The sequence below is a fragment of the Bacillus sp. FSL W7-1354 genome (genome assembly GCF_038002405.1).
GTDB lineage: Bacteria > Bacillota > Bacilli > Bacillales > Bacillaceae > Bacillus > Bacillus paralicheniformis.
In genome coordinates this window covers 1,784,724-1,805,789 of record NZ_JBBOCL010000001.1, presented here as the reverse complement: position 1 = coordinate 1,805,789, position 21,066 = coordinate 1,784,724, and the positions used below count along the sequence as shown (strand labels likewise).

General features: G+C 46.1%; 24 protein-coding genes and 1 pseudogene. 20 read left to right on the top strand and 5 right to left on the bottom strand.

Annotated features, from left to right (window positions below; translation table 11 throughout):
• Genes yqeH through MKZ04_RS09145 form a run of 7 tightly spaced genes read left to right on the top strand, consistent with a single transcriptional unit; the run spans position 1 to position 4,504 of the window.
• The gene (yqeH, locus tag MKZ04_RS09175; protein WP_023855259.1) at positions 1 to 1,101 is read left to right on the top strand and encodes a ribosome biogenesis GTPase YqeH; all 1,101 of its coding nucleotides are present in this window, start codon (positions 1 to 3) and stop codon (positions 1,099 to 1,101) included.
• 19 nt (positions 1,102 to 1,120) lie between these two features.
• The gene (gene aroE, locus MKZ04_RS09170; protein WP_020452280.1) at positions 1,121 to 1,957 is read left to right on the top strand and encodes a shikimate dehydrogenase; all 837 of its coding nucleotides are present in this window, start codon (positions 1,121 to 1,123) and stop codon (positions 1,955 to 1,957) included.
• On the top strand, positions 1,951 to 2,241 hold the full coding sequence (gene yhbY, locus MKZ04_RS09165; protein ID WP_003183704.1) for a ribosome assembly RNA-binding protein YhbY: 291 nt from the start codon (positions 1,951 to 1,953) through the stop codon (positions 2,239 to 2,241). Before aroE ends, yhbY begins: the two co-directional genes overlap by 7 nt.
• 18 nt (positions 2,242 to 2,259) lie before the next feature.
• Complete coding sequence (locus tag MKZ04_RS09160) at positions 2,260 to 2,829, top strand: nicotinate-nucleotide adenylyltransferase (RefSeq protein WP_025811125.1); 570 nt, start codon at positions 2,260 to 2,262, stop codon at positions 2,827 to 2,829.
• Positions 2,819 to 3,382 carry a bis(5'-nucleosyl)-tetraphosphatase (symmetrical) YqeK gene (gene yqeK / locus MKZ04_RS09155; protein WP_023855257.1) on the top strand — a complete coding sequence of 188 codons (564 nt, stop codon included), beginning with the start codon at positions 2,819 to 2,821 and terminating at the stop codon, positions 3,380 to 3,382. The genes MKZ04_RS09160 and yqeK overlap by 11 nt, the downstream gene beginning before the upstream one ends.
• A 13-nt stretch (positions 3,383 to 3,395) precedes the next feature.
• Positions 3,396 to 3,752 (top strand): ribosome silencing factor, encoded by a 357-nt coding sequence (rsfS, locus tag MKZ04_RS09150; RefSeq protein ID WP_023855256.1) that lies wholly within the window; start codon positions 3,396 to 3,398, stop codon positions 3,750 to 3,752.
• Entirely contained in the window at positions 3,749 to 4,504 is a 756-nt protein-coding gene (locus tag MKZ04_RS09145; protein ID WP_023855255.1) for a class I SAM-dependent DNA methyltransferase, read from the top strand. Before rsfS ends, MKZ04_RS09145 begins: the two co-directional genes overlap by 4 nt.
• 70 nt (positions 4,505 to 4,574) lie before the next feature.
• Here MKZ04_RS09145 and comER read toward each other — a convergent pair whose 3' ends face one another.
• Entirely contained in the window at positions 4,575 to 5,396 is an 822-nt protein-coding gene (gene comER / locus MKZ04_RS09140; protein ID WP_262481445.1) for a late competence protein ComER, read from the bottom strand.
• A gap of 82 nt (positions 5,397 to 5,478) precedes the next feature.
• On the opposite strand from comER, the gene MKZ04_RS09135 reads away from it, so the two are divergent.
• From MKZ04_RS09135 to MKZ04_RS09125, 3 genes are all read left to right on the top strand, one after another.
• Complete coding sequence (locus MKZ04_RS09135; RefSeq protein WP_149169689.1) at positions 5,479 to 6,108, top strand: helix-hairpin-helix domain-containing protein; 630 nt, start codon at positions 5,479 to 5,481, stop codon at positions 6,106 to 6,108.
• Positions 6,109 to 6,176: 68 nt separating this feature from the next.
• Complete coding sequence (locus MKZ04_RS09130; RefSeq protein ID WP_020452273.1) at positions 6,177 to 6,746, top strand: ComE operon protein 2; 570 nt, start codon at positions 6,177 to 6,179, stop codon at positions 6,744 to 6,746.
• 4 nt (positions 6,747 to 6,750) lie between these two features.
• Positions 6,751 to 9,138, top strand: a complete 2,388-nt coding sequence (locus MKZ04_RS09125) for a DNA internalization-related competence protein ComEC/Rec2 (RefSeq protein WP_341045725.1) — start codon at positions 6,751 to 6,753, stop codon at positions 9,136 to 9,138.
• 24 nt (positions 9,139 to 9,162) lie between these two features.
• Here the strand turns inward: MKZ04_RS09125 and MKZ04_RS09120 are convergent, their stop codons facing one another.
• Positions 9,163 to 9,294: a YqzM family protein gene (locus tag MKZ04_RS09120; RefSeq protein ID WP_003183686.1), complete on the bottom strand. Its 132-nt coding sequence runs from the start codon at positions 9,292 to 9,294 to the stop codon at positions 9,163 to 9,165.
• A 229-nt stretch (positions 9,295 to 9,523) separates the two neighbouring features.
• On the opposite strand from MKZ04_RS09120, the gene holA reads away from it, so the two are divergent.
• Positions 9,524 to 10,549, top strand: a complete 1,026-nt coding sequence (holA, locus tag MKZ04_RS09115; protein ID WP_095291015.1) for a DNA polymerase III subunit delta — start codon at positions 9,524 to 9,526, stop codon at positions 10,547 to 10,549.
• A 109-nt stretch (positions 10,550 to 10,658) separates the two neighbouring features.
• Here the strand turns inward: holA and MKZ04_RS09110 are convergent, their stop codons facing one another.
• Positions 10,659 to 11,180: an NAD(P)H-dependent oxidoreductase gene (locus tag MKZ04_RS09110; RefSeq protein WP_025811130.1), complete on the bottom strand. Its 522-nt coding sequence runs from the start codon at positions 11,178 to 11,180 to the stop codon at positions 10,659 to 10,661.
• Between the two features lie 251 nt (positions 11,181 to 11,431).
• Between MKZ04_RS09110 and MKZ04_RS09105 the strand changes: the two genes are divergently transcribed.
• Entirely contained in the window at positions 11,432 to 11,788 is a 357-nt protein-coding gene (locus tag MKZ04_RS09105; protein ID WP_023855250.1) for a winged helix-turn-helix transcriptional regulator, read from the top strand.
• Between the two features lie 309 nt (positions 11,789 to 12,097).
• Positions 12,098 to 12,382, top strand: coding sequence for an RNA polymerase alpha subunit C-terminal domain-containing protein (locus MKZ04_RS09100; RefSeq protein ID WP_023855249.1), 285 nt, complete (start codon positions 12,098 to 12,100; stop codon positions 12,380 to 12,382).
• Between the two features lie 170 nt (positions 12,383 to 12,552).
• On the opposite strand, the pseudogene MKZ04_RS21805 reads toward MKZ04_RS09100, so the two are convergent.
• Positions 12,553 to 12,772: pseudogene (locus MKZ04_RS21805) on the bottom strand (hypothetical protein); the annotation flags it as partial.
• Between the two features lie 92 nt (positions 12,773 to 12,864).
• Positions 12,865 to 13,131 (bottom strand): 30S ribosomal protein S20, encoded by a 267-nt coding sequence (gene rpsT / locus MKZ04_RS09095; RefSeq protein WP_020452267.1) that lies wholly within the window; start codon positions 13,129 to 13,131, stop codon positions 12,865 to 12,867.
• 204 nt (positions 13,132 to 13,335) lie between these two features.
• Between rpsT and gpr the strand changes: the two genes are divergently transcribed.
• From gpr to grpE, 7 genes are all read left to right on the top strand, one after another.
• Entirely contained in the window at positions 13,336 to 14,442 is a 1,107-nt protein-coding gene (gpr, locus tag MKZ04_RS09090; protein WP_341045723.1) for a GPR endopeptidase, read from the top strand.
• Positions 14,443 to 14,559: 117 nt separating this feature from the next.
• Positions 14,560 to 15,765: a stage II sporulation protein P gene (gene spoIIP / locus MKZ04_RS09085; protein WP_256164132.1), complete on the top strand. Its 1,206-nt coding sequence runs from the start codon at positions 14,560 to 14,562 to the stop codon at positions 15,763 to 15,765.
• Positions 15,766 to 15,779: 14 nt separating this feature from the next.
• Entirely contained in the window at positions 15,780 to 16,103 is a 324-nt protein-coding gene (locus MKZ04_RS09080) for a YqxA family protein (protein WP_023855247.1), read from the top strand.
• Between the two features lie 145 nt (positions 16,104 to 16,248).
• Entirely contained in the window at positions 16,249 to 18,087 is a 1,839-nt protein-coding gene (lepA, locus tag MKZ04_RS09075) for a translation elongation factor 4 (protein WP_020452263.1), read from the top strand.
• 59 nt (positions 18,088 to 18,146) lie between these two features.
• Positions 18,147 to 19,286, top strand: coding sequence for a radical SAM family heme chaperone HemW (gene hemW / locus MKZ04_RS09070; protein ID WP_025811134.1), 1,140 nt, complete (start codon positions 18,147 to 18,149; stop codon positions 19,284 to 19,286).
• 80 nt (positions 19,287 to 19,366) lie between these two features.
• Entirely contained in the window at positions 19,367 to 20,398 is a 1,032-nt protein-coding gene (hrcA, locus tag MKZ04_RS09065) for a heat-inducible transcriptional repressor HrcA (RefSeq protein ID WP_020452261.1), read from the top strand.
• 79 nt (positions 20,399 to 20,477) lie between these two features.
• The gene (grpE, locus tag MKZ04_RS09060; protein ID WP_020452260.1) at positions 20,478 to 21,062 is read left to right on the top strand and encodes a nucleotide exchange factor GrpE; all 585 of its coding nucleotides are present in this window, start codon (positions 20,478 to 20,480) and stop codon (positions 21,060 to 21,062) included.
• The last annotated feature ends 4 nt before the right edge of the window (positions 21,063 to 21,066 follow it).

Genomic DNA, 21,066 nt, shown 5'->3' with positions numbered 1-21,066 from the left:
ATGGAAAAGGTAGTTTGTATCGGATGCGGAGTCGCCATTCAAACCGAAGATAAAAATAAACTGGGCTACGCGCCTGAAGCATCGCTGTTAAAAGATAATGTCATCTGCCAGCGCTGCTTCAGATTGAAAAATTATAACGAAATTCAGGATGTTTCACTGACGGACGATGACTTTTTGAAAATCCTGCACGGCATCGGGGAAACGGATTCGCTTATCGTGAAAATCGTCGACATCTTTGATTTCAACGGAAGCTGGATCAACGGCTTAAACCGCTTTGTCGGAGGCAATCCGATCTTATTAATAGGAAACAAAGCAGACATTCTCCCTAAATCAGTCAAGCGCGAGCGCCTTGTAAACTGGATGAAGCGCGAAGCGAAAGAGCTCGGCTTAAGGCCTGTTGATGTGCTGCTCGTCAGCGCCGGGCGCGGGCAGGGGATGAAAGATGCGATCGACGCGATCGAACATTACAGACAGGGCAAAGACGTATATGTCGTCGGGTGTACGAACGTAGGAAAATCAACGTTTATCAATCGGATTATTAAAGAGGTTTCCGGAGAGGGCGACATCATTACGACATCTCAATATCCGGGGACAACGCTTGACGCGATTGAAATTCCTCTGGATGACGGATCGGCGATGTATGATACGCCGGGAATCATCAACCATCATCAAATGGCGCACTATGTCGCGAAACGCGATCTGAAAATATTAACGCCGAAGAAGGAGCTAAAGCCCCGCACCTTTCAGCTGAACGAAGAACAGACGCTGTTTTTCGGCGGATTGTCGCGGTTTGATTATGCAAGCGGAGGCAGATCTTCGTTTGTATGCTATATGCCGAATGAACTCAATATCCACAGAACAAAGCTTGAAAACGCGGATCAGCTGTATGAAAAGCACGCTGGGGAAATGCTTGCTCCCCCTGCAAAAGAAGATCTTGACTCGTTTCCAGAGCTTGTTAAACATACGTTTACGATTAAAGAGCCGAAAACGGACGTTGTGTTCTCGGGCCTCGGCTGGGTAACTGTCCAAGAGGCGAACCAAAAAATTGTCGCCCACGCGCCTAAAGGCGTTCACGTGTTTTTACGCAGATCTCTAATATAAGTGCTAAGGGGAGAGAGTTATGAAACCGATGTACGGACTGATTGGCAATCCGGTGGCTCATTCCATGTCTCCGGACATCCATAATGCGGCTTTGGAGGATCTTTCTTTAGAAGGACATTATCACGCTTTTCGCGTGGAAAACGAAGATCTTGAAGATGCTGTGAAAGGTATGCGGGCCCTTGGCATTCAAGGGTTTAATGTGACGGTCCCCCATAAAGTATCGATCATGAAGCATCTCGACCGTATTGATGAAAGCGCCGAAGCTCTCGGGGCGGTCAACACTGTCAGAAGAGAAAAAGAAGGGCTGGTCGGATATAATACAGATGGAGCAGGATTTCTTAAATCGCTGAAGCCATCCCTTGATCGTCCGCTTTCTGAGCTCTCGATACTGTTGATTGGGGCAGGCGGTGCGGCGAGGGCGATATTTACCACTCTGGCAGCTGAGATGCCGAAGCAGCTGGACGTGGCGAATCGTACACCTGAAAAGGCACTAGCATTCACTAAGCGTTTTGAAGGAGAGGCACGTGCTTTGTCGTTGCAGGAAGCAGAAGCAGACTTGTCAGCATATGATATCGTGATTCAAACGACGTCGGTCGGGATGCACCCGAACATCGAAGCTGCCCCGCTTTCATTGGCGAATGCGAAAGAAACGTGCCTTGTATGCGATATTATCTACAATCCGCTGAAAACGGCCCTGCTGCAGGAGGCTGAAGCAAAAGGCTTGAAAACATTGGACGGAGTCGGCATGTTCATCGGCCAGGCAGCCCTTGCTTTTGAGCTGTGGACCGGACATGAGCCTAATATGGAAAAAATGAAATCAATTGTGTTGCAGCAACTAGGAGGAAAATCATGCTAACAGGAAAACAAAAACGCTATTTGCGCCGGGAAGCGCATCATCTGTCACCGATTTTTCAAGTCGGTAAAGGCGGAGTCAACGAAAACATGGTCAAACAAATCAGTGAAGCGCTTGAAGCCAGGGAATTAATCAAGGTGAGCGTGCTGCAAAACTGCGAGCAGCCTAAAGAGGAAGTAGCCGAAGCGCTGGCGGGCGGAGCACGCGCCGAACTGGTGCAGACGATCGGAAACATTATCGTGCTGTATAAGGAGTCGAAAGAAAATAAAAAAATTGAGCTTCCTTAACGCTTAAAGGTGGTAATCATGAGGAAAATCGGGATTTTTGGAGGGACATTTGATCCTCCGCACAACGGGCATTTATTAATGGCAAATGAAGTCCTGTATAAACTGGATCTTGATGAAATTTGGTTCATGCCCAACCAAATTCCGCCGCATAAACAAAAAAACTCGTTTTCGCTAAGTATGCACAGGGCGGAAATGCTGAAGCTTGCCATATCGGGGAAAGAGCAATTTAAATTGGAGACGATCGAACTCGAAAGGGAAGGCCCTTCTTATACATTTGATACCGTTCGCCTGCTGAAAGACCGATATCCAAACGATAAGTTTTACTTTATTATCGGCGCGGATATGGTGGAATACCTGCCGAAATGGTCAAACATTGACAAGCTTGTCAACATGATTCAATTTGTCGGGGTGAAACGGCCCGGCTTTCAAATTGAGACGCCGTATCCGCTCGTTTTTGTCGATGTGCCTATTTTTGAAGTATCATCATCTTTACTTAGGGACCGCATTAAAAATCAGCAGCCGACAGATTATTTAATCCCTGACGAAGTGAAGGTCTATGTGAAGGAGAATCATCTATATGAAACGTGAGGAAGCCTTAGCCTGCGTGCAAGAACAGCTGACAGAACAGCGCTACATCCATACGGTCGGCGTAATGGAGACGGCTGTCCAACTTGCCGAACGGTTTGGCGCAGATGTGAAAAAAGCCGAAATCGCCGCGATATTTCATGACTATGCCAAATTTCGCCCGAAAGAGGAAATGAAACAAATCATCCTCAACGGGGGCGGGCCGCTTGAAGTGCTCGATTTTCATCATGAACTTTGGCATGCGCCGGCAGGAGCCGCGCTTGTCAAAACAGAGGTTGGAATTACGGATGAAGACATCCTGTCAGCCATTCGATTCCATACATCTGGGAGGCCGAATATGACGCTTCTTGAGAAAGTGATTTATGTAGCGGATTATATCGAGCCGGGCCGCCGTTTTCCAGGGGTTGAAGAGGTTCGGACTCTCGCTGAAGAAGATTTGGATTTGGCGCTTATCCAGGCGTTGAAAAATACGATGACATTTTTAATTTCAAAAAATCAGGCCGTTTATCCGGAAACGGTCGCCACATATAATGCTTTAGTAAACGATAGACACTAGGAGGAATTACTGAATGGATCAAGCTTCAATTTTAAAAATTGCCGCAGAGGCCTGCGATGATAAACGGGCGGAAGATATGATCGCCTTGAATATGCAGGGGATTTCCCTTGTGGCTGATTATTTTCTGATTTGCCACGGGAATTCTGACAAACAGGTTCAGGCCATTGCCCGGGAAATTAAGGATCAAGCTGAAGAAAATGGAATCAATGTGAAGAAAATGGAGGGCTTTGACGAAGCCAGATGGGTTTTGATCGATTTGGGCGATGTCGTTGTCCACGTTTTCCACAAAGAGGAACGAGGCTATTACAACCTTGAAAAGCTGTGGGGAGACGCGCCGACTGAAGACCTTTCATTCGGAGTTAATGAATGATTTATAAAGGATTTTCCGGTATTTATGACAAGCTGATGTCTCACGCTCCTTACGATGAGTGGGTCAGCTGGATTGAAAAAACGATCGGTGCACAGCAGAAAGAACGTATACGGATACTTGATCTGGCGTGCGGAACGGGTGAAATATCGGTCCGCTTGGCTGAAAAAGGCTACGATGTCACAGGAATCGATATTAGCGAAGATATGCTTGCACAGGCTCAGTACAAAGCAGCCGTTCGGCAGCTCGATATTCAGTTCTTTCAGCAGGATATGCGCGAGCTTGCCGGGCATGGGCAAGAGTTTGACGCGGTTGTGATCTGCTGTGACTCGCTGAATTATCTAAAGAGCGAAAAAGACGTTTTCAATACTTTTAAAAACGTTTTTTCTCTATTAAAAGAAGGCGGGCTTCTTCTGTTTGATGTTCATTCCATTTACAAAATGGATGTCATTTTTCCGGGAAGTACGTATGCCGATCAGGATGAAGAAGTCAGCGTCATTTGGCAAAGCTATGCGGGGGATGAGCCTCATTCAGCTGTTCACGATTTGACCTTCTTCGTAGAAAGCGGAGGCGTATACGAAAGGTTTGATGAATCGCATGAACAGCGGACTTTCCAGACGGAAAAGTATATCAGCTTATTGCGGCAAGCCGGATTTGAGGTGCAGTGCGTGACTGCCGATTTTTCAAAATTGGAGCCTGGCGCAGAGTCGGAACGTCATTTTTATACAGCGAAAAAAACAAAAACCATCGTTTAATCGTAACGATGGTTTTTCATAATGTATTTTTCCTTTGTTGAAAATCTCAGCGCGTTCGTGAAACAATGAATCAAACGGAAAATTGCTTCTTGACTAGAGCGATATCTTCTTCATACTTCAAATGGGTGTTCCGGAACATCTGGCGGAACATATCCTGAACGCCGCTTTCCAGCGCCTTAATTCCCTCACCGGTTACACCGCCTTTAACGCACACCTTTTCCTGCAGGGCGGGCAATGTGTAATGCCCTGTTTCGAGCAGCCTTCCCAAACCAACCAGCATTTCTGTCGTCATTAAAATCGCGTCTTCTTTTGAGACGGAGGTTTCTTCTACAGCGGCCTGAATAAACTCCTGAACCAAATAACTGACAAAGGCGGGGCCGCAGCTGACAATGTCTGAGGCGACCCTCGTAATCCCGCTTTCGATTTCAAGAGGGATTGAGATCTTGCTCACTAAAGCCGTCAATTTTTCTTTTGCCTCAGCTGTGCAGCTTTCTCCGAAAGTCAATAATGACACGCCAGACAACGCTCTGTTCGTAATGCTCGGGATCACCCTTGCCGCCTGGCAGGAGACGATGGCTTCCAGCTGTTCGACCTGCACCGGACTCGTAATGGTGACCACAATCTGATCGCGGGTGAAGACGGGTGAGAGCCGCTTTAGCAAAGGATAAATATCCAGCGGCTTTACACAGATAAACACGGCATCACTTTCCGTGATCACTTCTTCCGGCCGTTCTGCAACCTGAATGTCTGGGAATCGTTTTTTTATGTTTAACGCTTTGTCGATCGTTCGGTTAGTAATTGTTAAAGATGAGGGAATGACCGCTCTGGATTCAATCAACGCCTCAATTAAAATGGTCCCCATATTTCCTGTCCCGATAAAGCCGATTTTCAATCGTTCTCCCCTCCTTTGAACCTGTATCTTTTAAACGATATGAAGGCTTCAGTCAAAATATGTATGAAAGCAGGTGAGCAGTTTGACAGATTGGCTAAAACAATATAAATGGCATGCGGCGGGAGGTGTGGCACTCGTCTTGATCATCAGCGCTGCCTTCATGCTGTTAAGCGGAAAGCGTGAAACTTCATCCGGCTTCTCCATTCCTGAAGAGGCTTCTGCACAGACTTTTGACAAGAAAGAGGAGGTGAAGCGGGAAAAAAACGCGGGGGAAGAGGAGGTTATCATCGATTTGAAAGGCGCTGTGAAAAATCCGGGCGTCTATCAAATGAAGGAGGGAGACAGGGTGCACGATGCATTGAAAAAAGCAGGCGGCACCGAGAAAAAAGCGGACCAAAAGCAGATTAATCTGGCAGCCGTTTTGCGGGACGGTATGGTTCTTTACATTCCATTTGAAGGGGAAGAGGCCGCTGGCTCTCTTTCGGAAGCGGACTCAAGAGCAGACGGCAGCTCAAGTGATATCGTCAATATCAATACGGCTTCCTCTGCGGAGCTTCAGACGATTCCCGGGATCGGTCCTTCAAAAGCGGAAGCGGTAGTCGAATACCGCGAGGAGAACGGAATGTTTCAGACGATTGAAGACATAACAAACGTTTCGGGAATTGGAGAAAAGTCTTTTGAAAGAATAAAATCTTCCATCACGGTAAAGTAAATTGACGTTTGCGGATAAACATATGTAAACTTAGGGAAGTCGACATCGTATTTTTGGAGGGAAAACAAGTGGAACGGATTTCTTGGGATCAATATTTTATGGCGCAAAGCCATTTGCTGGCGCTTCGCAGCACGTGTACAAGGCTTGCTGTAGGGGCGACGATTGTCAGGGATAAACGGATTATCGCAGGAGGCTACAACGGATCGATCGCCGGAGGTGTTCACTGTGCGGATGAAGGCTGCTATATGGTGGACGGGCATTGCATCAGAACGATTCACGCCGAGATGAACGCGATTCTTCAGTGTGCAAAATTCGGCGTTCCGACCGAAGGCGCTGAAATATATGTCACGCATTTTCCGTGCATTCAATGCTGTAAATCGATCATTCAGGCAGGTATTAAAACGATATACTATGCGAAGGATTACAAAAACCATCCTTACGCGGTTGAACTTTTCGATCAGGCTTCTGTTAAAGTGGAGCAGGTAGAGCTCGATGAGATGATTATCGACTTAAAAAACCAGGAAAAGTTATCGTTTGTGGCCGATCTGATCAAACAGCTGGCTGATAAAGGCCTTGAGGAAGAGGAAATCAGGAAAATACACGCAGAGGCTAACAAACTGTTTACAAGCTACGTGTAATCCAATGGACAGACATCGCATCTTCCCGTGCGGAGCGATTTCAGCGGCAGCCGGAATCGCCTCCGCTCACTCTTCTCTTTATCTCTTCCTCGCCGTCGGTTTTTTTCTGTTCTTTATCCTCTGTTTCTTCAAGAAACAAATACTCCTTTTCATCATATGTGCAGCGATTTGTATTTTATATTTCACCTCTTTTTACATGATTGACCATTTCAATACAACGATTTATCATGAAGGCAAATTTCACACGTTTGCTTCTGTTCGGGATATCCCCATAATAGACGGAAACCGGCTTTCATTCACAGCCGAAACAGATAAGGGGGAAGCTTTGAAAGCGGGCTATACGATCCGGTCTCCGCAAGAAAAACGGGCGCTCTCCGCTCTTCAGCCGGGAAGCCTCTGTGTCATGCAAGGTGAATTAAGAGCGCCGAAAAAAGAGACGGTTCCTGGAACTTTTGATCAAAAAGAATCCTTGTATCAAAAAGGGATTCACTGGATATTTGCGGTTCAGTCCATTGAAAACTGCAAGCCGGGCGGCGGTCTTATGCCATTTCTATTGAACATCCGAAAAGCGGGCCTTGATTTTACAGAAGAAAATATGGCTAATCCGGCTGCCGGTATTGTAAGAGCGCTTACTTTCGGGGACCGGTTTCTCATTGAACAAGATGTGCTGGACGGCTATCAGCGTCTCGGGATCATTCACCTTTTAGCGATTTCCGGGCTTCATGTCGGTCTGTTGTCGGCCGCTCTGTTCCACGTATTTATTCGCTTCGGTTTGACGAGAGAATGCGCCAAATGGCTGCTCGTTTTCGGGCTACCCGTTGCGGCAGTTTTGACCGGAGGCGCCCCGTCGGTAGTGAGGGCGATTCTCATGTCTGAAATCTATCTGCTGGCATCACTGTCCAATGAGAACTTCAAAAGCGCCGATGTGATCAGCATCGCCTGCCTCGGACTGCTGTTGTATCATCCTTATCTGCTATTTCAAGCCGGATTTCAGCTTTCTTTTGCCGTATCCTTCGTTTTCATTCTTTCAAAAGAAATATTGATCAAGCCGAAAAGCCGAATCTCTCAACTGCTATTGGGGTCATTTTTGGCTCAGCTCGCCTCCCTTCCGATCCTGCTCATCCATTTTCAAGAGTTTTCATTTCTCAGCACAGTGATGAATCTGCTTTTCATACCTCTCTATATTTTTATCATCATGCCGCTGTCTTTCGGAAGTCTGTTGGCTTTCATATGTTTTCGTCCTCTCGGGGAGGCGGCAGCCTGTGTGCTGGACCATCTGCTTGTGTGGAGCCATCAGGCTGTTAAATCGGTGTCTGCCGCGGATATTTTCGTTTTTTCTGCGGTTAAACCGCCGGATATTTTGTTGTTTTTCTACTTCGCAGCTATTTTTCTGTTTTTGCTGTTTCTTGAAAAAGAGATGTCGTTTCGTGCGGTCATGATTTCGTCCGGCTTCCTTGCCGCTGTGTTTGCTATTCACGTATGTCTTCCTCAGTTTGCAGGAGAAGGAGAGGTCACAATACTTGATATCGGCCAAGGTGACAGCATGTATGTCAGCGCTCCCGGTCAGAATGGTACCGTCTTCATTGATACGGGAGGAACCGTATCCTTCCGGAAAGAGCAGTGGAGAAAGCGGAAAAAGGATTTTTCCCTGGGAGAGAGCGTATTAATGCCATTTCTGGCATCCAAAGGAGTCAAGAAGCTCGATGCTTTAATTTTGACTCATGCTGATCAGGATCATATTGGTGAAGCTCAAGTGCTGATCCAAAAACATAAAGTCAAGCAATTGATCGTGCCGAAAGGCTTCGCAGCCGAACCGTCTGATGAAAAGCTGCTTCGCCTTGCCTTGAAAGAAGGCGTCAAGGTGCATGTAGCCAAAAGAGGTGACATCCTTCATATTGGCAATCTTGAATTTTATGTTCTTTCACCGAAAGAGGCGGACAAAAACAGCAAAAACAACGGTTCCCTCGTGTTGTGGCTGAAAGCTGGCGAATTTTCGTGGCTGTTAACGGGCGATTTGGAGAAGGAAGGTGAAAATGAGATGATGAAAGTGTATCCGAATCTTAAAGCGGATATTCTGAAAGTCGGTCACCATGGAAGCAAAGGTTCTACGGGGGAAGATCTGATTAAGCAAATTGAGCCGAAAGCAGCCATCATTTCGGCGGGAGAGCACAACCGCTACGGCCATCCCCACGGGGAAGTGCTGGATATCTTAAACCGCCACCATGTGAAAGTATTCAGAACGGATCAGCACGGTTCGATTCAGTACCTATTTCGAGGCGGAAACGGAACGTTTTTACTTCATCCCCCATATGATAAAGTACATTCCTCGCAAGAAAAAAAGACTGCTGAAAAACAGCAGCCGTCAAAAAGCCGCTTGCCTGACGGAGAGTAAAGCGGTGTCCATGACTTGGCTTGATTAAGCGGCCAGATGTATAACAGTAGCGATAATAAACATTGTAGCGAAAAAGCCAAAAGACACGATAAAACCGACACCTGAATCTACAAGATCGTTACGTTTGCTTTGCACGTCTTTTTCAAATTCATTCACAATTTACCCCTCCTATTGATATCCAGTATAATTCAATTCTTTGCAAAAATCTAGGAGCTTCATGCAACCGTTTTCTAAAATTTATGAACATCGTCTTCTATAAACTGACCCGGGGGTTTATGGAAGGCGTTTATTATAAATGAGAGAGCGGGTGACTCCGCTTCTCTCTTTACTAATTGCAAAACACGCTTTAGGATAGAAAGGAAGGATGAAAGAGGGGAAAGTGCAGATGACGGTATTTGATATTTGGAAAAGCTTAAAAAAAGGCGATATTCATCCTGTTTATTGTTTATACGGGAAAGAGACGTATCTTCTGCAGGAGACGGTTCAAAGGATTAGACAAGCCGTTGTTGACGAAGAGACGAAGGATTTCAACCTTTCCGTATTTGATCTGGAAGAAGAGGCATTGGACCTTGCTGTTGAAGATGCTGAAACTTTTCCGTTTATGGGGGAGAAGCGTCTTGTTGTTGCGAAAAACCCGTCTTTTTTAACAGCTGAAAAAAAGAAAGATAAAATGGAGCATAACCTCGGGAGCCTGGAGGATTATATTGCGCAGCCGGCGCCTTATTCCGTTTTTGTGCTGCTCGCTCCTTATGAAAAGCTTGATGAGAGGAAAAAGCTGACCAAGCTCTTGAAAAAACACGCCCATATGGTTGAAGCAAAAGAACTGAACGGCCGGGAAACGGCTGATTTTATCACTGGGCTTGCAAAATCAGAGGGGAAGCTCATAGAACGAGAAGCGGCGGAGGAGCTTGTCATCCTGTGTAATGCCAGCCTGTCGGCCATTGCCCAAGAGGTGAAAAAGCTTAGTACATATATTGGTGATCGGGATTCGATCACGCTTGAGGACGTCAAAAAGCTCGTTGCCAGAGGTCTCGAGCAGAATATTTTTGAATTGATCAACAAGGTTGTGAACCGGAAACGTACAGAAGCGCTGCAGATTTTCTATGATCTGTTAAAGCAAAATGAAGAACCGATCAAAATGATGGCGCTGATCGCAAACCAGTTCAGGCTTTTGATGCAGACGAAATACTTTTCGCAGCAGGGGTACGGGCAAAAGCAAATCGCCTCAAACCTCAAAGTTCACCCGTTCAGGGTGAAGCTCGCGATCGACCAGGCGAGGCTGTTTTCTGAAGAAGAGCTGAAAAGCATCATCGAGCATCTCGCCGTTATGGATTATGAAATGAAGACAGGCAAAAAAGACAAGCAGCTCCTGCTTGAGCTGTTTTTGCTCAAGCTTTTGCAGTCCGATTGAAAAAACGGCTCTCTAATTTTAAGAGAGCCGTTAGGCTGTCGAGAAAATCTCGACAGCCTTTTCAGTTGTTCTTATTTCTTTTTCCGTTTACCCTCATAATCGGCAAGCTTCATCCTTCCTTAGGTGATAAAACATGCTTTGCATATCGCTTCGCTTCGTTTTTGAGGATATTGTCATGAGGATTGTGGGATGTAAAAGCCGGAAGAAACGTGCCATGACATCGGATAATAGTACCCTCAATCGGCCGTAAATACTCTTCTACAGTGAACATATTGCGGCCCCCAACGCGATATTCTTCTTCCGCTCCGCCTGTTGTCGTAGCAATCATGAATTCTTTGCCTTTCAAGTTTTCGCCTCCGGGGCCGTGCGCCCAGCCGTATGTCAGCACATCATCAAACCATTTTTTCAAAAGAGGCGGACAGCTGAACCAATAAAATGGGAACTGAAGAACGATCCGGTCATATTCAAGTAATAATTGCTGTTCTTTTTCAACATCGATACTCCAATTTTGATACTCCTGATACAGATCACGAATAAAGATATCAGGATGATTTTTCAATTCGTTCATTAGTGCCTTGTTCCATTTGGACTCCCTCAAATTTGGATGTGCTGCAATTACCATTATTTTCATAAACATCTTCCTCTACCGTTTGTTGTTTTTCTTGAACCTTTCTTCGTCCCAATTATTACGAATATTTTTGGCATTGCAAAGTACGCTTTTTTTCGTACATAGACCTTTAAACCGTACTATTGCGGTGAAAGAACTTGTTTATGGTAGTCCGGTAAACCGTACTATGTATGTAAAATAAGAGTACTACCGCGAATCAGAATGATATGGTAACGTAACTGATATCACGAATACCGAATCGGGAGTTGACAAAGATGAAGTCAAAAGTACGGGAAATGAAGACGACGGAAGGTATCATCATAACTTTGGCGGCCATAGGAGGAAAATGGAAGCCGCTGATCCTGTTCGTATTACTTCATGAAGGCACCAAACGCTTCGGAGAACTAAGACGGATGCTCCCTGGAGTTACACAGGGGATGCTGACCAACCAGCTTCGGGAGCTCGAACATGATGGTCTCGTCAAACGGCAAGTTTATCAGGAAATCCCTCCGAAGGTCGAATATAGTTTAACCGGGCACGGAAAAACGTTGGCGCCGGTGTTGACCGATATGTGCAGCTGGGGATATAAACATCTCGACTTTGTCAAGCAATTGAGTGAAGAAGAGAAATGAGTTTGACCTAAAAGTCTTTGGGACTTTCATGATTTGTGTCTATTTTTCGCTTTGGCCTGCTCCAGTTACTCACAGGTTATAAGTAAAACCATCCTTACTAAACCGCTATGACGATCCAGGAACTAGTTGGAGCTTCGATTTCTGAAACCGACGATTTCGCAGCCTTTCTTTTTCCAGAAGATAGTTTAACGAGTTTCGGTGTATCCTGAATATGAACATCAGATGCCAAACATAGCAAAGGGGCACGATTGCAAAAAAAGAAAAGATAAAATCGGAAACATTGAAAATGTGCGGAAAAGGAGAAATGAAATGACAAAGAATTTAAGGACTTGCAGCAAAGGACACCAGTATGATAAAAGCAGTGATTGTCCTGTTTGCCCGATTTGTGAGCAACAGCGCAAACCTGACAACGGATTTCTTTCATTGCTCTCTGCGCCAGCCAGACGAGCTTTGGAACACAATGGAATAACTTCTTTGCAGGCTCTGTCAAAATACAGCGAAAAAGAGATTTTGAAATTTCACGGTATGGGACCAGCGTCTTTACCTAAATTGCGGGTTGCTTTGAAGGAAATTGGATTATCATTTAAAAGTTAAACACCGGAATAATTAAACTTGTACATAGCAAGGGAATTTCCTTTTTGGAAGTTCCCTCATTTTGTATAAAAATCAACAATATTTAGCACGAAAAATAGCGTCGTGCGAGTGAACATAGCTGACAGGTGGAAGGGAAGCTCTCCCCCTGATAAGTCTTATACGCTATTTCATTTCATGTCCAGTTTACTCAATCCGCGAATATTTCGCTTCGGCACGGACGGGGTTCAGGCTTGACGACAAAAAAAGGCCGGACCCCAGAGGATGAGATCAGCAAGCATTCCCTTTTCTGCAGAGCCTACCTTATGGCTGGATTGACCGTATATTTTTGCAATGCAGCGCATCGCGCACATTGTCATGTTGATTTTCTTCCGCCAGCTGACCGCGCGTTTTTTACGATTTATCGGTGGTCTGACGGCTTCTCATTTAAGAGAGCCGTTTTTTATGAAGGCAAGCAAAAAAGCTTGGCATGGCCAAGCTTTCTATTATGCAGAAAGTCCGTTCACTTTTTTCGCTAGGTTTGATTTGTAACGAGCTGCGGTGTTTTTGTGGACAAGACCTTTTTTAGCTGCTTTATCGATTTTCTTTGCTGCTGCAGAAAGAGCTGCTTTCGCTTTGTCTGCTTCGTTGTTGCTTACGAAAGTTTCAACTTGTTTCATAGCAGTGCGCATTGAAGATTTGATAGTTGCGTTGTGCGCGCGGCGCTCGTTGTTTGTTTTTGTGCGTTTGATCGCTGATTTAATGTTTGGCAATGTGTTTCACCTCCTAAGACATAACCTCTGTTCCTTTTCTATAGGTTAGATCTCAACAATAGAACAAATTGTATTCTATCAAACACACCCTTAGATTGCAATATAAATGTAAAGTATTTTTGTTTGAAAGCTCCGCTTCGGGGGAATGTTCACAGACCTTGTGGGCACACTAACACCAGTTATGTTTTTGGAGGGAATGCAAATATGGAGAAAAAGAAGCTTGATTTAAGTCAATATGCAGTCCGGACAGACTTAGCCGTGGAAGCGAGGGATCTGGCAGAGGAAAAGGAAGCTTCTCCAAAGAAAGAGCTGAAAGGGTTTACAGTCAAAGAATACGAAAAAGACGGGATCAAAATTCAGACGATGGACATTGATGAAGAAGGAGCGAAGCTGTCGGGGAAAAAAGCCGGCCGCTATTTAACCTTTGAAACACAAGGGATCAGACAGCAGGATTCCGTCTTGCAGGAAAAAGTCGTCAATGTGTTTGCGAAGGAGTTTTCCGCATTTCTCGATTATTTGAACATTCCGCGGGATGCCAGCTGCTTAATTGTAGGGCTTGGCAACTGGAATGTCACGCCCGACTCACTCGGCCCCCTAGTGACAGAAAACCTTCTCGTGACGAGGCACCTTTTTCAGCTGCAGCCCGAAAATGTAGAGGATGGCTACCGTCCGGTGAGCGCGCTTTCCCCTGGAGTCATGGGCTTGACCGGCATTGAAACGAGCGATATTATCCAAGGGGTAATCGATCGCTCAAAGCCCGACTTTGTCATTGCCATCGATGCGCTGGCCTCAAGAGGGATCGAGCGTGTGAATTCTACCATTCAAATTTCAGACAGCGGGATACACCCCGGATCTGGGGTAGGGAATAAAAGAAAAGAATTAAGCGAGGAAACGCTTGGCATTCCGGTCATCGCCATCGGTGTTCCGACGGTGGTCGATGCCGTCACGATCACGAGTGATACGATTGATTATATGCTGAAGCATTTTGGAAGAGAGATGAGAGATGACAGTCCGTCCAGGTCGCTCGTTCCCGCGGGGATGAGCTTTGGGAAAAGAAAGGTCCTCACCGAAGAAGATCTTCCCGATGAGGAGCACCGCAAATCGTTTCTCGGTATAGTCGGAGGCCTCGCAGAGGATGAAAAAAGGCAGCTGATCCATGAAGTCCTCGCTCCGCTCGGCCATAACTTAATGGTAACCCCAAAAGAGGTCGATACCTTTATCGATGATATGGCAAATTTGATTGCGAACGGTCTGAACACAGCGCTTCATGAAAATGTCTCGCAAGACAATAAAGGAATGTATAACCACTAAGATTAAGGCGGCTGACCAGGCCGCTTTTTTTCGTGCTTATAGCATTACCGGAACTTGTTCTACTTCCTCTATCTTGTACATAGTCTATTTACTAGACAAGCTCTGGAGGGATTTGCGATGAGAAAAAGAGGCAGGAATCGTCAGTTTGTGCTGGCTGTAAATGGAAGAAGTGCGATTAAGACAGTATTCTTATTTATCGTCAGCCTGCTGCTCGTTTTTATTTTATCAGGCGTGCTGACATCGCTGCGTCCTGAGTTAAGGCCGTCTTCATCGTTGTACCGGGTGACCGATGAATTGGCGGGCGAGACCTTTGGGCTCATTTTGGGAATGGAAAACCACTACTTCGCATCAGAATTGCCGGAACCGAATAAACGCTTTGAACTTTCTCCGATCGTCTTGAAACTGGCGACCAGCATTAATTTAAAAGATCCGCGAAGTTTTCTCGGTCGGGAGCTTCCGGGCTTCTCTCATTTTGACTCGGAAATCCTTATTGCAGGGCAAGGGACGGATTACACAAATATGCCGTCAGAATCTCCGCCGCCGACTGAGGTTTTAAAAGAGGAGAGAGAAGCGAATCTTGCAGAGCTTGAAGGGAAACAGAAAAAGCAAACAGGGGAGGAAAAACCTCCTGAGCAATCGACGGGCGGCCGAAAAGTCGTATTTATCTACAATACGCACAATACGGAGTCGTATCTTCCCTTTTTAAAAGGGGAGACGGTACCTGATCGGGCGCTTCATTCGAAAGCAAATGTGACGCTTGTCAGCGATATGCTCGCAAATGCGATGAAGTCGCAGGGGGTCGGGGCAATGGTGGATAAAACTGACTTTCAGGCGAACTTGCGGAAAAAAGGCTGGGCTTATGCCCGTTCCTATGATGAATCAAGGCCGGTCGTTAAAGAGGCGATGGCTCAAAACAAAGATTTGCAGTATTTTATCGATATTCACAGGGATTCGCAGCGGAAGAAAGCGACAACCGCAGCTGTCAAAGGAAAAAGCTATGCACGTGTTGCATTTGTGCTCGGCAAGAAGAGCTCTAATTTCGAATCGAACTTAAAACTCGCAAAAGAACTGCATGAACGGCTGGAAAAAAAATATCCCGGTTTGAGCCGCGGTGTTATATCTAAGGGAGCTGCCGGGGATAATGGCATATATAATCAAGATTTAAACGAAAGATCCGTCTTAATCGAATTTGGCGGCGTAGATAATAACCGCGAAGAGCTGGAACGGGCTGCAGAAGCGATGGCGGATGTATTCAGCGAGATGTACTGGAATGCTGAAAAAGTTGATGCAGACACCGGTGAAGACGATAAGAAAAAACAATAGGACAGGTGATGGAAGTGGCTTCTTTTATGGGGAAATGCATATTGGCTTGCTGTGTCATGTTTTTCGGCGTCCTTCTCGGCATGCAGCAGGCGAACAACGGAATGATTGAAATGAAAGGGTATCAGGACCCTGATTTAAAAGCGGCGCTCAGCATATCTGAAGGGGATGCGAAGGAGGCGTCAGTCCTCGGCCATCAAATCGATTTGGAGGAAAAACAAAAAGAGCTGGAACAGCTGGAAGCTTTCAACCTCTTTTCCTCGGCCGGCCGCGCCCTGGCCGATTCGGTCACAAACACAGCCCGTTCATTGTATGACTGGATAAAGGAAAAAACGGAATAAGTAAAAGAAAAAACGAGTCGGATGCAGGACTCGTTTTTTCTTTTTCGGGTTTAGAAAGCATATGTGACTTAGCATTGAATCTTCACAACCCTATTGATATAATCTAAGCTAGCGCATATTGCGTTTCATAGTAGGAGTGATTAGTGTGACAGATAAAGAAAAACGATTACAAAGGCAGTCGAGAATCCGAAATTTCTCTATTATCGCCCATATCGATCACGGCAAGTCAACGCTTGCGGATCGAATCCTTGAAAAGACGGCGGCAATCACTCAAAGGGAAATGAAAGAACAGCTCCTCGACTCGATGGATTTGGAACGTGAAAGAGGAATCACCATTAAACTGAACTCCGTACAGCTGAAATATCAGGCAAAGGACGGAGAGGAATATATTTTTCATCTGATCGATACCCCGGGACACGTCGATTTTACGTATGAGGTTTCGAGAAGCCTTGCCGCATGCGAAGGCGCGATTCTCGTCGTCGACGCCGCACAGGGAATCGAGGCGCAAACGCTGGCAAACGTTTACCTTGCGCTTGATAACGACCTTGAAATCCTGCCGGTCATTAATAAAATCGACCTTCCGAGCGCAGAACCCGAACGCGTCCGCCAGGAAGTCGAGGATGTCATCGGTCTTGACGCTTCAGAAGCCGTCCTTGCTTCAGCAAAAGCAGGCATCGGAATTGAAGAAATATTGGAGCAGATCGTTGAAAAGGTTCCCGCACCAAGCGGAGATCCGGAAGCGCCGCTTCAAGCGTTGATCTTTGACTCTCTGTATGATGCATACCGCGGGGTCGTCGCCTATATCAGAGTCGTCCAAGGTACCGTAAAAGCCGGTCAAAAAATCAAGATGATGGCGACCGGAAAAGAATTTGAAGTCACTGAAGTCGGCGTTTTCACACCGAAGGCCGTTCCGGTTGACGAACTGACTGTCGGTGACGTCGGATTCCTGACGGCCGCAATCAAAAACGTCGGAGACACTCGTGTAGGGGATACGATTACAAGTGCGGAAAACCCAGCGCCCGAAGCCCTGCCAGGCTACAGAAAACTGAATCCGATGGTCTATTGCGGTTTGTATCCGATTGATACAGCGAAATACAACGACTTGCGGGAAGCGCTTGAAAAACTTGAGCTGAACGATTCAGCCCTTCAGTATGAGGCGGAAACGTCCCAGGCTCTCGGATTCGGCTTCCGCTGCGGTTTCCTGGGGATGCTCCACATGGAAATTATTCAGGAGCGGATTGAACGCGAATTCAACATCGATTTGATTACGACGGCTCCGAGTGTTATCTATGACGTGTACATGACAGACGGAGAAAAAATCGTTGTCGATAACCCGTCAAATATGCCTGATCCGCAGAAGATCGACCGGGTGGAAGAACCGTTCGTCAAAGCGACGATGATGGTGCCGAACGACTTTGTCGGAGCGGTCATGGAACTGTGCCAGGGCAAGCGCGGCCAGTTTATCGATATGCAGTACCTTGATGCGAACCGCGTCAGCATTGTCTACGAAATTCCGCTTGCGGAAATCGTCTACGAGTTTTTCGATCAGCTTAAATCAAATACGAAAGGCTATGCGTCATTTGATTACGAACTCATCGGATATAAACCGTCCAAGCTCGTGAAAATGGATATTATGCTGAACGGCGAAAAAATCGATGCCCTTTCCTTTATCGTTCACCGCGATTATGCGTATGAACGGGGAAAAGTTATTGTCGAAAAGCTGAAGGAACTCATTCCGCGCCAGCAGTTTGAAGTGCCTGTCCAGGCAGCCATCGGCACAAAAATTGTCGCCCGTTCAACCATCAAAGCCATGCGCAAAAACGTTTTGGCGAAGTGCTACGGCGGGGATATTTCCAGAAAACGCAAACTGCTCGAAAAGCAAAAGGAAGGAAAGCGAAGAATGAAACAGGTCGGCTCTGTCGAAGTTCCGCAGGAAGCCTTTATGGCAGTCCTGAAAATGGACGACAGCAGCCCGAAATCATAATCATGAGCTGCCGCAGCGTAACACACTGCGGCTTCTTCCTGTAAAAGAAGGTGAAAACAATGAAAGCAGCATATATCCATATTCCGTTTTGCGAGCACATTTGCCATTATTGCGACTTCAACAAGTTTTTTATTCAATCTCAGCCTGTTGATGAATATTTGCGTTCTTTAGAGAAGGAAATGGCCAATTCAATGGAAGCGGCCGGACATCCGGAGCTGAAAACGATCTTTATCGGGGGAGGAACGCCGACATCGCTGTCGGAAGCGCAGCTTGAGCGGCTTCTTGATTCCATTCATCGCGTTTTGAAACCGTCCGAAAGCCTTGCCGAATTTGCAGTGGAAGCCAATCCCGACGATTTATCGGCTGAAAAGCTGGAGGTTTTAAAAGCCGCCGGTGTAGACAGGCTGAGCTTTGGCGTACAGACGTTTGAAGACGAGCTGCTAAAAAAAATCGGCAGAGTCCACGAGCAAAAAGACGTACTCGTTTCCTTTGAAAGAGCGCGAAACGCGGGGTTCGATAATATCAGCCTTGACCTGATGTTCGGTCTGCCAGGACAAACCATCGGCCACTTCGCTTCATCGCTCGATACGGCGCTTGCCCTAGGGGCTGAACATTATTCGGTCTACTCGCTGATCGTCGAGCCGAAAACCGTTTTTTATAACTTGATGAAAAAGGGCCGGCTTCACCTGCCTCCGCAGGATCAGGAAGCAGAAATGTACGAACTTGTGATGCGGAAAATGGAAGAAGCGGGCATCGGCCAATACGAAATCAGCAACTACGCCAAAAAAGGATATGAGAGCAAACATAACCTCACATATTGGAACAATGAGGAGTATTTCGGTTTGGGCGCGGGCGCGCACGGCTATATCAATGGTGAAAGAACGGTAAATGCCGGCCCTGTTAAACATTATATCGACCTGATTGAGCAGTCAGGTTTTCCTTATAAAGAAAAACACAGGGTTACAAAAAATGAACAGATTGAAGAAGAAATGTTTCTCGGTCTTCGAAAAACCGCGGGAGTAGACAAAGAACACTTTTTCCAAAAATACGGAAGAACTGTTGACGATCTCTTCCCGAAAGTGCTCCGTTCGCTGGAAGAAACAGGGCTGATTGTGAACACGAGCAACAACGTATTTTTAACACATAATGGAAAACTGTTAGGGAATGAAGTGTTTCAAGCATTCCTGGGTGAGTTATAATTGACATTTTGATTTTGGTTTGGTAATTTTGATATACAATTAGCACTCAGTTGTGTCGAGTGCTAACAGGGGTGATATGGATGTTAACAAATCGTCAGCTGTTAATCTTGCAGGTTATCGTCAACGATTTCATTCGTTCAGCTCAGCCGGTAGGATCAAGAACGCTTTCCAAAAAGGAAGATATCACATTCAGCTCAGCAACGATCAGAAACGAAATGGCTGACTTGGAAGAGCTCGGTTTTATTGAAAAAACCCACTCATCTTCAGGCCGGATTCCTTCTGAAAAAGGCTATCGCTATTATGTCGATCATCTGCTTTCACCCGGAAAGCTGTCAAAAACGGACTTGAACATTATTCATTCGGTTTTCAAAGAAAAAATCTTTGAACTCGAAAAAGCGGTGCAGAAGTCGGCTCAAGTGCTGTCTGATCTGACAAATTATACATCGATTGTCCTCGGTCCGAGACTGAGCGAAAATCATCTCAAACAGATCCAGATTGTGCCGATTCAGCCTAAGAAGGCCGTTGCCATTCTAGTAACGAATACCGGCCATGTCGAGAATAAAACGATCAACTTTCCGGCGGAGGTCAATCTTTCCGATCTCGAAAAGCTGGTGAATATATTAAATGAACGCCTTAGAGGCGTGCCGATCTCAGAGCTGAAAGACAGGATTTTCAAAGAGGTCGTCATCTTCTTAAAGTCGCATATCCAAAATTACGATACGATTTTACACGGGCTCGGCGCAACGCTGGATTCATCTGTTCAAACCGACCGGCTGTTTTTCGGCGGCAAGATTAATATGCTGAATCAGCCCGAATTTCACGATATTGACAGAGTGAAATCGCTATTGTCGCTCATTGAGAAAGAACAGGAGCTTCTCCGGCTCTTTCAGTCGACTGAGTCCGGAATTACCATTAAAATCGGCAAGGAAAACGACTATGAAGAAATGGAAAACTGCAGCCTGATTACCGCGACATACACGGTCGGTTCAAAACAGATCGGCTCCATCGCGGTCATCGGGCCGACGCGCATGGACTACTCCCGCGTCGTCGGTTTGCTTCAGCACGTATCATCTGACTTGTCAAAAGCGTTGACAAGTTTGTATGATGGGTAAGGCAGTACCTGAAAACAAAACAGAAGGGAGAAATCCCTTCTTTATCATGAAACTCATCCTTTAAGGGAGGTGAACACAGATGGCAGAAGAAAAACAAACTGAAGAGCTAAACGAACAAGAGGAACTGAACGAGACAGAAGCGGAGACAGCCGAAGCCGAACAAACGGCTGCTGAAGCTGATGCCCCGGCAGAAGACACGCAAACAGAAATGCTTGAAAAACAACTAAAAGAACTTCAAGAACGTCTTGAAGAAAAAGAAAATAAACTTTTACGTGTTCAGGCGGACTTTGAAAACTACAAACGACGCGCACGCCTTGACCTTGAGGCTGCTGAAAAGTACCGTTCCCAGCGCATCATCAGCGATTTGCTGCCGGCGCTTGACAACTTTGAACGTGCGCTACAGATCGATCCTGACAACGAGCAGACGAAAAGCCTGCTTCAAGGGATGGAAATGGTGCACCGTCAAATTTTGGAGGCTCTTAAAAATGAAGGAGTTGAACAGATTCCTTCAGTCGGAGAGCAATTTGACCCGAACATGCACCAGGCTGTTATGCAGGTCGAGGATGAAGCGTACGAATCAAACGCAGTCGTTGAGGAACTGCAAAAAGGCTATAAACTTAAGGACCGGGTGATCCGTCCTTCTATGGTAAAAGTCAACCAATAACTAC